Genomic DNA, 13,322 nt, shown 5'->3' with positions numbered 1-13,322 from the left:
ATCGGCTCACTGTATACAGTATGGTGAGCAGGTCCCGGCTCTGGATGGAGGAAGCGATGTACTCAGTCACCGACCCGGCAAGTGGGCAGTTGGTGGAGGAAGTGGCCAACTCGACCGAGGAGGAGGTGCGGGCGGCGATCGGGCGGGTGTACGACGCCTTCCCGGACTGGCGACGTCGACCGGTGGATGAGCGGGCGGCGATCGTGGACCGGGCCGCGGACCTGTTCGAGGAGCGGGCCGACGAGTTGGCGCGGATCATGACGCTGGAGATGGGCAAGCGGATCAACGAGGGCCGTGGCGAGGTCGGCATTGTCGTCGACATCTTCCGGTACTACGCGGAGCACGGTCCGGCCTTGCTCGCGGACGAGCCGATCGACATCAAAGGCGGCCGGGCCGTCATCACGAAGGGCCCGATCGGCGCGCTGCTCGGGATCATGCCGTGGAACTTCCCGTGCTACCAGGTCGCCCGGTTCGTCGCGCCGAACCTCGTGCTCGGCAACACGATCCTGCTCAAGCACGCCTCGATCTGCCCGCGGTCCGCGCGCGCGATCGAGGAGATCCTGCACACGGCCGGCGTACCGGCAGACGTCTACGTGAACACGTTCGCATCGAGCCGGCAGATCCCCGGGATCCTTGCGGACACACGGATCGCGGGCGTCTCGTTGACCGGTAGCGAGCAGGCCGGGATCTCGGTCGCGGCCGAGGCCGGCAAGAATCTCAAGAAGACCGTGCTCGAGCTCGGCGGCTCCGACCCGCTGGTCATCCTCGACACCGACGACATGGACGAGACCGTCAACGCCACCGCGACCGCGCGGATGCGGAACTGCGGCCAGTCGTGCAACGCGCCGAAGCGGATGATCGTCCTCGCCGACATCTACGACGAGTACGTCGACCGCCTGACCAAACGCGTCGCGGAGTACTACGTCCCCGGCGACCCGTCCGACCCGTCGACGAAGCTCCCGCCGCTCGCCTCGACCGCTGCCGCCGACGAGGTCGCCGCCCAGGTCGCCAAGGCGATCGAGCAGGGCGCGACGCTGCGCGCCGGCGGACGCCGCATCACGCCCGGTGCGTACCTCGAGGCGACCGTCCTCACCGACGTCGCCCCGGACATGGACGCGTACTACGAGGAGATCTTCGGCCCGGTCGTCATCGTCTTCAGGGCCGACGACGAAGTCGATGCGATCCGGCTGGCCAACGACACCCCGTTCGGTCTCGGCGCGTCCGTCTGGGGCACCGACCCCGACCGCAACCGCCGTGTCGCCGACCAGATCGACGCCGGCATGGTCTACCTCAATCGCGCCGGCGGATCACAGGCCGACCTCCCGTTCGGCGGCATCAAACGCTCCGGCCTCGGCCGCGAACTCGGCCCGGCCGGCATCGAGGAGTTCATGAACAAGAAGTCGATCCGGCTCTGATGTCAGGAACCGGTCATCGGGGTGCGACCGCGGGTGGATCTCGCTCACACTTGATGTGACGCCCCGTAACCGAGAGCGATGGATATGAGCTACCAGCAGTTTCCGCCCCCGCAAGGTACGCCGTACCCGGGACCGCCGCCGAAGCAGCTCAGCCCGCACGACCCGCTGGCCGTTGCCCTAGGCAACGCTTCGTTCCTCGGCCTCGGCTACTTCCTGATCCGCCGCCGGCTCTTCGGCATCCTCGGTCTCGTCGGTACGGCGATCCTCGTCGTGCTGCTGTGCACCCAACGGAAGACCGGCTACGAGTTCGCCCTGCTCGGATGGGGCGTACTCCAGATCGTCCACGGTTGGTTCCTGGCCCGTAGTCAACGCCTGCAGGCGGTCAATCTCACCAAGCGGCTGGTCGCCGGCGGTGTCGCGCTCGTCGTGCTCGGCGGCGTCGCGTTCGAGCGGTACGACGCGCACCGGATCGACAAGCAGGCGGTGGCGGCACGCACGGCCGGGGACTGCGACGGCGTACGGACGGCACAAGCGAAGTACGGTCTCGGGCATCGGATCGGGGACGCGCCGCGGACCGTTCGTGTCGAGGGTGATGTCGCGGCGTGCGACCGGATCGACGATGCCGCGGACGGGCTGGCGAGCGCGATCAAGCTGGTCGACGTACCCAGGATGAAGGCGGGGTTCGACCAGCTGTCGGCTGTGGCTGCGGACCCGAACCAGCTGCCGCCTGTGGGCAACGCTGTCGACAAGTTCGTGGCCAGGTTTCCGTTGAAGGACTCGTGCGCGAGTCTGGAGGTGACCAACTGGTTGCGGACGCGGAAGCCGGTCGGCAACGTCCTCGACCGGCCGAATGCGCTCGTCCCGAAGCTCGAGCCGAACGCGCTGCTCGGCTGCGCCGACGCACAGATGGCCAAGACCGACTGGGCGAGTGCGCGGAGCACCTACCAGCTCCTCGTGAGCCGCTACCCGCGCGCGAAGCAGGCGGTCCGGGCGCGCGTCGGCGTACAGAACGCCAACTATCTGATCCTGCAGGCGAAGATCCGTGCTGAGCTGGCACGGGTGCGCAGGCTCGTCTCGTCCGGCGGATACTGCTCGACGCCCGCGAAGTACAGCCCCGCGCCGCGGCTTCGCAACGGCGTCAATCGTGCGGTGTTCTCCGGCGCCAGTGAATACACGAGCAAGCTGCCGTCGCAGTGGAAGGGGACCACGGCCGACAACGCCGCGCTGGTTGTCTGCGCGGGGGAGGAGAGCCAAGGGGCGGCGGTGCGGACGTGCCGGTACACGCCGTTCATCGGCTCGGGTGGATCGGACACCTGGGTGACGTTCTACAAGATCCAGGTCCCGGTCCGGGTGTACGAGCTGCGCACCGGGCGGCTGATCCGGACCGGCAAGCTGCAGATCAGCGGGTCGGTCTGTCCGGCGACGATCACCTACACGACCTACAACGGCGTCGGTTTTCCCGATACGGAGCAGGACGTGAGGCCGACCGCGGCCACGATCCGAGCTGCGTTCCAACCTCTCGTCGTCAGGCCCTGAACCGCGCATACTGCGACCATGACCGTGCCGGGTGAGTACTCGATCAAGACCTACCGCTACTTGCGGATGGCAATGGTGGCGATGATCGTCCTGCTCGGCGCTGCGCTGGTGATCGAGTGGTCCAAGACCGATCCGCGCTGCCTGCAGACGTCGATCAGCGCGTACTACTACACGCCGGTGCGGGCGATCTTTGTCGGCGCGCTGATCACGATCGGCGTCTGCATGGTGGTGCTGAAAGGCAACACCGAGCCGGAGGACATCCTGCTGAACGTGGCCGGCATCCTCGCGCCGGCCGTCGCGCTGGTGCCGACCCCGGGGCAGGGCACGTGCCACTCGGTGCAGGTCGGGCTCGGGGACGCGGCGGCCAACGTCTCGAACAACATGCTCGCGTTGTTCATCGTCGGCGTACCGTGCCTGATCCTGACCGCGGTCTTCATCGTCCGGGACCGGGCGAAGGACCCGCGCGGCTGGACGCCGATGTACCTGCTCGGCCTCGGCGTCGCGGTACTGATCTTCGGCGGCGGGCTGGCATGGTTCTTCGCCGACCGTTCCGGGTTCATCGGTCACGCGCATTACGCGGCCGCGATCGTGATGTTCGTCTGCATCGTCGCGGTCGTGCTGCTGAACGCGGAGCAGTTCCGGCGCAAGCAACGCAAGCACGCGGTCCCGCACTCGCCGGCCAACAGGTACTCCGTGATCGCGATCCTGATGGTGGTCGTACCGCTGCTGATGTTCCTGTGGAAGAAACTCTTCGGCTGGGAGCACGCGGTGCTGTGGATCGAGGGCACGCTGATCGTGCTGTTCGCGGCCTTCTGGATCAGTCAGACGCAGGAGCTGTGGAACGACGGGATCCGTCAGGAGCTTCCACGGACGACGGGCGGGCAGGCCAGCCCGTCGCCGTCGGGATCGAGCGCGCGGGAGTAGCCCGGTTCGCCGCGGCGCAGCGGCGCCTTCCCGGCCGCACGGACCTGTGCACAACTCCGGTACGTCACCGTTGCGACGCCTGAGCGTTCCGCGCGGGCCGGCTTCGCGCTGCGCTCGATCGGAGGCTGCGTCACCGGTGCGGTCGGTCCGAGGCTGGGCGCAGTGTCCTCCGAGTCGCTGCTGAACGGGTTCAGCAGCACGAGCGCCATCAGCGCTGTCGGTACGACGACCATGATCGCGGTCGTGATCCGCCGCGGTCCGCCGTACCGCCCGATCGGTCCGCGAACCCCTCGGCCGTATTCGTCGACCCAGAACACCCAACGGTCCGGCGCCTTCGGCCAGGACTTGGGTGGCTGCCACCGTCGTGGCGGTCGCCAATCCGGCGTCGGTGGATCAGGCCACTCTGGTGGTGTGTTGAACTGCCGCACTTTCCGTCCTCCCCGGATGGCAGCCTAACCACTGCGGGCCGCGAAGAAACAGCCCTGTCCACCGAAAACCCTTTGTCTTATACGTTTGCCCGCCGTCGGGCACCCGGCCCGGGACGCGGTACGGCGTCGCGCGGCGTCGTCAACCGGTGACCGGACTCGCAGTACAGCTCGGTGTGTACGGGCGCTCCGCAGTCGCGGTGCTCGATCGTGAGCGGTGAACCTTCGGGGCCGGCGAGGTACTTGTCGCCCCAGTCGCGGATCGCGATCAGGACCGGGTACAGATCGAGGCCCTGCTCGGTGAGTCGGTACTCGTACCGTTGCCGCGCGCCCGGTTCGCGGTACGGCGTCCGCCGGAGGATGCCGTGCTCGACGAGCTTGGCGAGCCGGTTGGACAGCACCTGGCGGGGGATGTCGGTGCGGACCCGCAGATCGTCGAACCGGCGGATGCCGTTGAACACCTCGCGCAGCACGATGACCGTCCAGCGTTCGCCGAGGATCTCCATGGTGCGGCCGATCGGGCAGTTCGCCACCGACCAGTCGAGCGCGTTGTAGGTCGTCAAGCCACTCATCCGGCTATCGTAGTGAGCTCTAGGTCTCGTTGACAGACCCAGCTGGGTGATGTGAGGCTCGATCCATGACGGAGACTCAGCAGGCGAGCCGGAGCCGGACCTTCACCTGGACCGATCCGGCCGAGACCGCGGCGCGGGTCGGCAGCTCGACCGGGCTCGAGATGCTGCAGGCGATGCGGGACGGGCTGATCCCGGCGCCGCCGATCCTGCAGCTGGTCGGGGCGACCGGGTTCGAGGCCGAGGAAGGCAAGGTCACCGTGTACATGCCGGCGGCCGAGTTCCACTACAACCCGCTCGGCTCGGTGCACGGCGGCGTCATCGCCACCCTGCTCGACACCGCCGCCGGGTGCACCGTCCACTCGACGTTGCCGGCCGGCGTCGGCTACACGTCGCTCGACCTGATGACCCGCTTCATCAAGCCGGTCACGGTCAACTCCGGCGTACTTCGTTGCGAGGGCGCGATCATCAGCCGCGGTCGTCGTACGGCGGTCGCCGAGTCCCACCTGTACGACGAACGCGGCAAACTCCTCGCCCACGCAACGTCGACCTGCCTGCTCTTCGAGCTACCGCCTCAGGCCTGATCGGCGAGAAGCTTCTCACCCGCGACCAGGCGGACGCAGGTGGCGAGGCCGGTGATGGCTGCCTCGACCTCGGGGAGTTCGGGGTACGTCGGGGCGATGCGGATCACCTGGTCCGTCGGGTCGTCGCCGTACGGGTGTGTGGCGCCGGCCGGGGTGATCGCGATACCGGCTGCCTTCGCCTTGGCGACGACCTCCTTGGCGCAGCCCTCCGGGACCTCCAGGCTGATGAAGTAGCCGCCGGCCGGAGCGGTCCAGGACGCGAGCCCGGTGCCGCCGAGCTCCGCGGTGAGGATCTTGTCGACGGCGTCGAACTTCGGCCGGATCAGTTCGGCCAGCGTCCGCATGTGCTCCCGCAGTCCGTCGGCGTCGCGCAGGAACTGCACGTGCCGGAGCTGGTTGATCTTGTCCGGCCCGATGCTCCGCTTGACCGTGTGGCTCAGCCACCACTCGATGTTCGCCGGCGACGACCCGAAGAACGCGACACCGGCGCCGGCGAACGTGATCTTCGAGCTCGACCCGAACACGAACGCCCGGTCCGGGTGGCCGTTCTCCGCGCAGAGCGCGAGTACGTCGGCGATCTTCGCGGGGGAGTCGGTCAGGTGGTGCACGGCGTACGCGTTGTCCCAGAAGATCCGGAAGTCCGGCGCCGCGGTCTCCATCGCGGCCAGCCGCCGTACCGTCTCGTCGGAGTACACGGTGCCGTCCGGGTTGCTGTACTTCGGCACGCACCAGATGCCCTTGATCGCGGCGTCCTCCGCGACCAGCCGCTCGACGACGTCCATGTCCGGACCCTCGGGCGTCATCGGCACCGGGATCATCTTGATCCCGTACCGCTCACAGATCCCGAAGTGCCGGTCGTACCCCGGCACCGGGCACAGGAACGCGAGACCCTCGACGTCGGCCCACCGCTTCTCGGCGCCGGGCACCTTGCCGAGGAGCGCGAACACGACCGCGTCGTGCATCAGCTCGAGGCTCGAGTTCCCCGCGGCCAGCAGCTGCTCAACCGGCACCTGCAGGTCCTCGGCGAAGATCGCCCGCACCTCCGGCAGGCCGTGCAGGCCGCCGTAGTTCCGCAGGTCGGTGCCGTCCGCAGCCACGGGCTCGCCGCTCAGACCCAGTACGCCGTTCGCCGCATCCAACTGCTTGGGTGAGGGCTTCCCCCGCGTCAGATCAAGCTTGAGCCCCTTGGCCACCAGCGCCTCGTAGTCCTTGCGCGCCTGCTCAACCTGACCGGTCAACTCATCGACACTCACGGGGGGAGTCCTTTCACAAAAGCTAGGTGTTGCCCCCAGCCTAGTGATCCCCGGCGCGTGTCCTACTTCGGGGCGTCAGCCTCCTCGGCGAGGGTGGCACTTGGGATCCCACGGCATGCAGGTCGGGATGTTGGGCGGCGGTTTGATCGTGGGCGGCACCACCGGTGGGATGACCGGGGGTGTGACCGGGGGCTGGGCCCGGCTGCCGTTGGAGATGATCAGCGTGACGATCGAGCCGGCCGGTGCGCCGTCCTCCTGGCGAGGGTTGGTCCAGGCGACGGTGCCGGCAGGGGCGTCGGAGTCGACGCGATCGCCGTGCGACATGACGACCTTGAAGCCCATCGACAACAGCTTGGCACCGGCCTCCGCGGGCGTCATGCCCTTCAGGTACGGCAGATCCTTCACGTTACCGCGGATGATCTTGTCGTCCGGCTTGGTGAACTTACTGGTCGGGATGCCCTGCAGGGCGCCCTGCATCGCCGTCTCCCAGATCGGGCCCGCGGTCCCGGAACCGGACGCGTCCCTCAGCTTCTTGCCGTTGAAGACCTGCTTGATCAGGTTCGACGCCGGCGGATCGGCGTCCCCGACGACGGCCGCGGCGGCGAGCTTGTTCGAGTAGCCGGAGAACCAGACCGCCTGGTTCTCGTCGATCGTTCCGGTCTTGCCGGCCAGGTCGCTCTTGCCGAAGTTCAGCTTCGAGCCGGTTCCGCCGTTGATCATCACCTGGTGCAGCACGTAGTTGACGCCGTCCGCGACGCCGGGCGACAGCACCCGGTGGCAGTTCGGGCCCGGCGTGGGGATCGCCTTCTTCGTCTTGATCATCGTGATCGACGTGATGATCTGCGGGTTGCAGTACATCCCCCGGGCCGCGAAGGTCGCGTACGCGTTGGACAGCATCAGCGGCGTGATCAGACCGGCGGAGCCGAGGGTGAACGAGACCACCTGCTGCAGCGGCTTCAGGGTCTGCGCGTCGTACATGCCGAGCTTCGACGCGATCGTGGCGATCGGGCAGATCCCGATCTGCTGGGACAACTGCAGGAAGTAGGTGTTGGTGGAGGCCTTCGCCGCGTCGACCATCGACGGGTCGGCGATCGTCCTGGTCGAGTTCTTCGGGTTGTAGCTGTCGACGGACGTCGGCCCGCTACAGGTGCTGAACTCCTTGCCGCCGAGGCTGATCACCTGCGGGGAGTTGATCCGGTACGTCGTCGGCACGCCCTTGCCGATCGCGGCCGCGATCGTGAAGGCCTTCATCGTCGACCCGTTCTGGAAGCCGCCGAAGCCGCCGGCGTAGGACTTCTCGACGTTGTAGTTGTACGCCGTCTGTCCCTTCTTACCGCCGTACTGACGGCTCTGCGCCATCGCCTTCACCAGGCCCGTACCTGGCTCGACCATGGTGATCGCGGCAACGGCCTGGTCGCCGGCCTTGGAGTGCGCGTTGATCGAGGTCTGCGCGGCCGCCTGGATCCGTTGGTCGAGCGAAGTCTTGATCACCAGACCGGCGGTCTCGATGTAGTTCTCGCGCTCTTCCGGGGTCTTGCCGAACGCGGTGTTCGCCTTCAGCTTCGACACCACGTACTCGCAGAAGAACGGGTACTTCGAGTTCGCGCAGCCGCTCGGGGCGACCCGGACCTTCGTGGGGTCGATCACCGGCGTCCTGATCGCGTCCGCCGCCTGCTTGGCGGTGATGATGTTCAGCTCCTGCATGCGGCGCAGTACGACGTCGCGACGCGCCTTGGCCCGGGTCGGGCTGTCGATCGGGTCGTACCCGGTCGGGTTCTTCACCAGGCCGGCCAGCATCGCGGCCTGCGGCAGGTTCAGCTTCGCGGCGTGGACACCGAAGTAGTGCATGGCCGCGGCCTCGACGCCGTACGAGCGGTCGCCGAAGAAGGCCAGGTTCAGGTAGCCGTTCAGGATCTGGTTCTTGCTCAGTTCCTTCTCGACGGCGATGGCGTAGCGCAGTTCGGCGATCTTGCGCTCGTACGTCTCGGCGGTGGCCTCCTTCACCTCCTCCGGCGTGCGGGCCTTGTTGATCAGGTTCAGCTTCACGTACTGCTGGGTGATGCTCGAACCGCCCTGCTGTACTCCGCCCGACGACTGGTTGCGCAGCATCGCGCGCAGGGTGCCCTTGGCATCGATCGCGCCGTGCTCGTAGAACCGGTCGTCCTCGATCGCGACGATCGCCTTGAGCATGACCGGGCTGATCTGCTTCAGCGTCACCGGCGTCCGGTTCTGCTGGTACAGCCTCGCGATGGTCTTGCCGTCCGCGTCCTGGATCACGGTGGTCTCGGCCTGCGGCGCGGTCTTCAGATCCTGGGGCAGGTACTGCACGGTGTCGTGTGCGGTGGCCGTCGTCACGCCGACCAGACCGGCGAAGGGGAGGGCCAGTCCGGCGAACAGTGCTCCGGCGAGAACACTGACCAGCAGGAACACGAACACCGACATCACGACATTGGGCCGCTTGGCCCGCCGTTCGCCTCTGTGCATGGTTGGGCAGATTACGTCAGGTGGAGTACCTCAGGCACTCTCCCTGTTACGGAATTTACACATTTGCCCAGCGATCTCACCAACAGTGACCGCACTATCACTGCCGGGCGATCACGGAGGCCCCCTCGACGACCACTTCGAGGCAGTCCCGGAACAGGTCATCGACGTCCCGACCAGGCGTGAAGTACTCCGTGATCGCGCGCATCGACACCGGGTACGCCGCCCTGTACTGCTCGAGATCGAAATCGGCGGTGTCCGGCCGGGGTGACTGCTCCTCGAGCGCGTGGCCGACCGTGAAGCGCTCGACCGTGAGCACGATGATGCGCGCGTTGTGGAGGGGGATGCCGCGGTCGGCGAGCGTACTCATCGCAAGCTCGGACCACGCCGCCGTCTGCCGGGAGAGCTGCGCCATCGAGACGACCCGGGCGCCGTCCGGATGAGCGAGCAGCGCGGCGCGCAACTGCAGGGCGAAGTCGGTCAGCCACTCCTGCCATGGCTGGTCAGGCGCCGCCGGGGTGGGGTCGGGAACGATCGCCTCCGCGATGGCGGTCACCAGGGCGGCCTTGTTGGGCAGGTGCCAGTACAGCGTCGGGGCCTGGACGCCCAGGCGGGCGGCCAGCTTCCGCAGCGTGACCCCGTCGAGTCCTTCGGCGTCGAGCAGCGCGACCGCCTCGTCGACGATCTTGGTCCGGTCGAGGCTCACGGGCTGGAGTCTAACAGTGTTAGAGTGACTCTAACGGTGTTAGAGAGGGGTGTGTCATGAAGGCTGCTGTGCTGCACGAAGTGGGCGGTGTCCCGCGGTACGAGGAGTTCCCCGACCCGGTGCCGGCCGAGGGTGAGGTGGTGATCGAGGTGCTCGCGGCCGCGGTCGAGAACGTCGACAAGGCGGTTGCCGCCGGCAAGCATTATGCGAGCGGGAAGTATCTCGGGGAGCTGCCGATGATCCCGGTCTTCGACGGGATCGGCCGGTTGCCGGACGGGACGGTGGTCGGTTTCGGCAACGTGCGTTCGCCGTACGGCGCGCTCGCGGAGAAGACCGTCGTACCGGAGGGGGCGTACGCACCGATTCCCGACGGGATCGATCCGGCCGTCGCGACCGTGATGGCGTCTGCGATCACCGCGCTGACGATGAAGACCGCGGCCGGCCTGCAGCCGGGCGAGACAGTCCTGGTCCAAGGCGCAACGGGTGTCGCCGGGCGGTTGGCCGTCCAGGTCGCACGCCTGCTCGGCGCGGGACGCATCGTGGCAACCGGCCGCGACGACACCCAACTCGCCGAGCTCGACGCCGATGCTGTCATCAATACAGCCGACGACGAGCTGCAGCAGGCGTACGCCGACGCCGGCGGGTACGACGTGGTCCTCGACTTCCTCTGGGGCCGCCCGACCGAGGTCCTGCTCCGCGCCCTCACCCCGGACACGTTCGCCTTCACCACCCCGACCCCGCATCGTCCAGATCGGCGACGTCGCCGGCCCCGACCTCGCCGTACCCGCATCAGCCCTCCGCACCTCCGGCGTCGAGCTGTACGGCGCCGCCCGCAACCTGACGCCGGAGGCAATGGGTGAGTCCTATCAACAAGTCGTCGATTGGACCCGCGCCGGCGACCTCACCTTCAGGATCGATCGCGTGCCGCTGAGCGAGATCGAGTCAGCCTGGCAGCGCACCAGCTCACGTGGTAGCCGACTGGTCGTAATCCCTTGAAAACAAGACGTCCGGGAGGTCTCCGAGGATGGTGAGGTGTTTGGTGGCTCTGGTGGTGGCTACGTAGAGATCAGAAAGGCCGCGGGAGGACTCGGCGACGATCGTGGTTGGGTCGGCGATGATGACAGCGTCGAACTCGAGGCCCTTTGATTGGGCTACGTCGAGGAGGGCGACGTCTGCATCCAGGACAGACGGGTCGTGGGTGTGGGCGATGTCGGGGATGGCGCGAGCGAACTGGTCGTAGCGGGAGGTTGGGACGATGACCGCTAGATGACCGTCGTCGATTGCTTCGCGCGAGGTCTTGATCGCGGCCGCCAGCGCGTCGGTGAGTTCGTCGGTGGGGACGCTGCAGATCGTCGGCTCGGTGCCGGTGCGGCGGACTGAGGTTGGTGGGGTGAGGGTTGGGTCGATGGTGGTGAGGATGTTGGCGGCGACCGCCATGATCTCCGCGGGGGTGCGGTAGTTGACTGTTAGCTCGGCGGTGCGCCAGCGACGTGGGGCGTAGCGGTCCAGGAGGTCGGACCAGGAACGGACGCCGGCGGCCGAGCCGGTTTGGGCGATGTCGCCGACGAGAGTCATCGAGCGGCGTGGGCAGCGGCGCATCAGCATGCGCCAGTCCATCGCGGACAGTTCCTGCGCCTCGTCGACGATGACGTGGCCGAAGACCCACGTGCGGTCCGACGCCGCGCGCTCGGCCAGGGTGAAGGGGTTCTCGATCAGGCGCGTGCGTTGCGCGATCAGGTCCTTGAACTGCTCGATCTCCCAGGGCATGATCTCGATCCGCTCGGCGGTCAGCCCGATGTCGATCACGCCGTGTGCGTACTCACGGTTGGCCTCGACCGCAGCGGCCTCCTCGGCGGCCTGGCGGTTGCGTCCGGCAACGACTCCGCTGGTTTCCCCGAGCAGCTCGGCGGCCTCGTCGAGCAGCGCGACATCGGACGGAGCCCAGTCGGCCGTCGCAGGCCGCAGTACGGCGGTGCGCTCGTCGTCGGTGAGCTGTGGTGCGGCGGCGGCCAATCGGTCCGCCGACGAGAACAGCACCGAGATGAGGAGCTGCGGCGTGAGCTCCGGCCAGAGACGGTCGAGCAGCTCCAGGACGCGGTCGTCCTCGGACAGCTCCTTCTCGATGTCCTCGATGTCGACGGCTCCGACGTACTGGCGTCCGATCCGTTCGACGATCTGGTTCGTCAGCGTCTTCAGGATCCGTCGTACGAAGAGCGGGCGGGCCCGGTTGTGCTGCTCCCGCGCCGTGAGCGCGCTCTGCTGCGCCTTGCGGATCGCGCTCGGGCGCAGCACCAGCTCGTGCTGGTCGACCTTCAGCTTGATCGGCGCGGTCGGTACGACGCGGAACCGGCTGATCGCCTCCGCGAGTACGTCGGCCATCGCCAGGTCGCCCTTGATCCGGGCGGCCTCGGCCGACTCCGGCGCGGTCGCCGAGACACCTGGGTACAGCTCGCTGATCGTGGCGAGCACGACGTCGGTCTCGCCGAGCGACGGGAGCACCTGGTCGATGTAGCGCAGGAACGTGCTGTTCGGCCCGACCACGAGTACGCCGCTGCGCCCGAGCTGCTCGCGATGCGTGTAGAGCAGGTACGCCGCGCGGTGCAGCGCGACCACGGTCTTCCCGGTCCCCGGGCCGCCCTGTACGACGAGGACGCCGGGCAGGCTGGCCCGGATGATCCGGTCCTGCTCGGACTGGATCGTCGCGACGATCTCGTTCATCCGGCCGGTGCGGCTCGCGGTCAGCGACGAGAGCAGCGCGGCCTCGCCGATCAACGTACTGCGTTCGCCGTCGCCGAGCGCCTCGAGATCGAGCAGGTCGTCGTCGACTCCGACGACGGTCCGGCCGCGCAACCGGATGTGCCGGCGGCGCTTGACGCCGAGCGGCTCGGCTGCGGTGGCGCTGTAGAACACCTGCGCGACCGGCGTCCGCCAGTCGACCAGGATCGGTTCGTAGTCGTCGTCGAACAATCCGATCCGGCCGATGTGGAACTGTTCTCCGGCGGTTTCGTCGATCCGGCCGAAACACAATCCGCGTTCGACCGACGACAACTGCGAGAATCGCCCGGAAAACAGGTCGGTGAACGATTCGCGTTCGGTGTAGGACTGGTCGGTGCCGGTGGTTTCCTCGAGCTGTACCCGGTCGAGTTCGCTCTTGGCTCGTTCGCGCAGGATGTCCAGCCGGTCGTACATCCGGTCCACTTCTCCTTGTTCTGCGGTGATCTCGTCCGCGAGTAGCTGATCCGTCACGCTGCCCCCATGCTCTTGCGAACCCCCGATCGCATCTGCTAATCTATAAACAGATGCCCCGAAAGGGCGTCTTTTTTATTGCCCGTACAAACACCCAACAATAGCCATTTCCTTGGCCGCGGGCAACAGTGAACGGCTTTCCTGAAACGGCCGCTTCACAGCGGGCTCACAGCCAAGCCGAAG

General features: G+C 67.5%; 11 protein-coding genes. 5 read left to right on the top strand and 6 right to left on the bottom strand.

All coding sequences use genetic code 11. From position 1 onward, the window contains the following. The first annotated feature begins 56 nt into the window (after positions 1–56). The 3 genes from FDA38_RS29765 to FDA38_RS29755 all read left to right on the top strand — a co-directional run bounded on the left by FDA38_RS29765 (position 57) and on the right by FDA38_RS29755 (position 3,875). Positions 57–1,415, top strand: a complete 1,359-nt coding sequence (locus FDA38_RS29765; RefSeq protein WP_137257427.1) for an NAD-dependent succinate-semialdehyde dehydrogenase — start codon at positions 57–59, stop codon at positions 1,413–1,415. Between the two features lie 84 nt (positions 1,416–1,499). After that, entirely contained in the window at positions 1,500–2,951 is a 1,452-nt protein-coding gene (locus FDA38_RS29760; protein WP_137257426.1) for a tol-pal system YbgF family protein, read from the top strand. Positions 2,952–2,969: 18 nt separating this feature from the next. Then, the gene (locus FDA38_RS29755; protein ID WP_137257425.1) at positions 2,970–3,875 is read left to right on the top strand and encodes a hypothetical protein; all 906 of its coding nucleotides are present in this window, start codon (positions 2,970–2,972) and stop codon (positions 3,873–3,875) included. Here the strand turns inward: FDA38_RS29755 and FDA38_RS43225 are convergent. Both FDA38_RS43225 and FDA38_RS29745 read right to left on the bottom strand, forming a co-directional pair. After that, positions 3,806–4,303, bottom strand: coding sequence for an excalibur calcium-binding domain-containing protein (locus FDA38_RS43225; protein ID WP_233714992.1), 498 nt, complete (start codon positions 4,301–4,303; stop codon positions 3,806–3,808). The two genes, FDA38_RS29755 and FDA38_RS43225, sit on opposite strands and share 70 nt — an antisense overlap. Before the next feature lie 77 nt (positions 4,304–4,380). After that, positions 4,381–4,872: a winged helix-turn-helix transcriptional regulator gene (locus tag FDA38_RS29745; RefSeq protein WP_137257424.1), complete on the bottom strand. Its 492-nt coding sequence runs from the start codon at positions 4,870–4,872 to the stop codon at positions 4,381–4,383. 65 nt (positions 4,873–4,937) lie between these two features. Between FDA38_RS29745 and FDA38_RS29740 the strand changes: the two genes are divergently transcribed. Next, positions 4,938–5,453, top strand: coding sequence for a PaaI family thioesterase (locus FDA38_RS29740; RefSeq protein WP_137257423.1), 516 nt, complete (start codon positions 4,938–4,940; stop codon positions 5,451–5,453). On the opposite strand, the gene FDA38_RS29735 is transcribed toward FDA38_RS29740, so the two are convergent. The 3 genes from FDA38_RS29735 to FDA38_RS29725 all read right to left on the bottom strand — a co-directional run bounded on the left by FDA38_RS29735 (position 5,444) and on the right by FDA38_RS29725 (position 9,893). After that, positions 5,444–6,706 carry an aminotransferase class I/II-fold pyridoxal phosphate-dependent enzyme gene (locus FDA38_RS29735; RefSeq protein WP_137257422.1) on the bottom strand — a complete coding sequence of 421 codons (1,263 nt, stop codon included), beginning with the start codon at positions 6,704–6,706 and terminating at the stop codon, positions 5,444–5,446. The two genes, FDA38_RS29740 and FDA38_RS29735, sit on opposite strands and share 10 nt — an antisense overlap. Positions 6,707–6,781: 75 nt before the next feature. Further along, positions 6,782–9,190, bottom strand: coding sequence for a penicillin-binding protein (locus FDA38_RS29730; RefSeq protein ID WP_137257421.1), 2,409 nt, complete (start codon positions 9,188–9,190; stop codon positions 6,782–6,784). A 97-nt stretch (positions 9,191–9,287) separates the two neighbouring features. Then, positions 9,288–9,893: a TetR/AcrR family transcriptional regulator C-terminal domain-containing protein gene (locus tag FDA38_RS29725; RefSeq protein WP_137257420.1), complete on the bottom strand. Its 606-nt coding sequence runs from the start codon at positions 9,891–9,893 to the stop codon at positions 9,288–9,290. Between the two features lie 56 nt (positions 9,894–9,949). Here FDA38_RS29725 and FDA38_RS29720 point away from each other — a divergent pair, with 56 nt between their 5' ends. Further along, positions 9,950–10,753, top strand: a complete 804-nt coding sequence (locus FDA38_RS29720) for a quinone oxidoreductase family protein (RefSeq protein ID WP_202877897.1) — start codon at positions 9,950–9,952, stop codon at positions 10,751–10,753. Positions 10,754–10,856: 103 nt separating this feature from the next. On the opposite strand, the gene FDA38_RS29715 is transcribed toward FDA38_RS29720, so the two are convergent. Then, complete coding sequence (locus FDA38_RS29715; RefSeq protein ID WP_233714991.1) at positions 10,857–13,139, bottom strand: HelD family protein; 2,283 nt, start codon at positions 13,137–13,139, stop codon at positions 10,857–10,859. Positions 13,140–13,322 lie beyond the last annotated feature (183 nt).

The sequence above is a fragment of the Kribbella jiaozuonensis genome (assembly GCF_005233875.1).
Lineage (GTDB): Bacteria > Actinomycetota > Actinomycetes > Propionibacteriales > Kribbellaceae > Kribbella > Kribbella jiaozuonensis.
The sequence above is the reverse complement of the archived record's forward strand: the minus strand, read 5'-3'. Positions and strand labels throughout refer to the sequence as shown.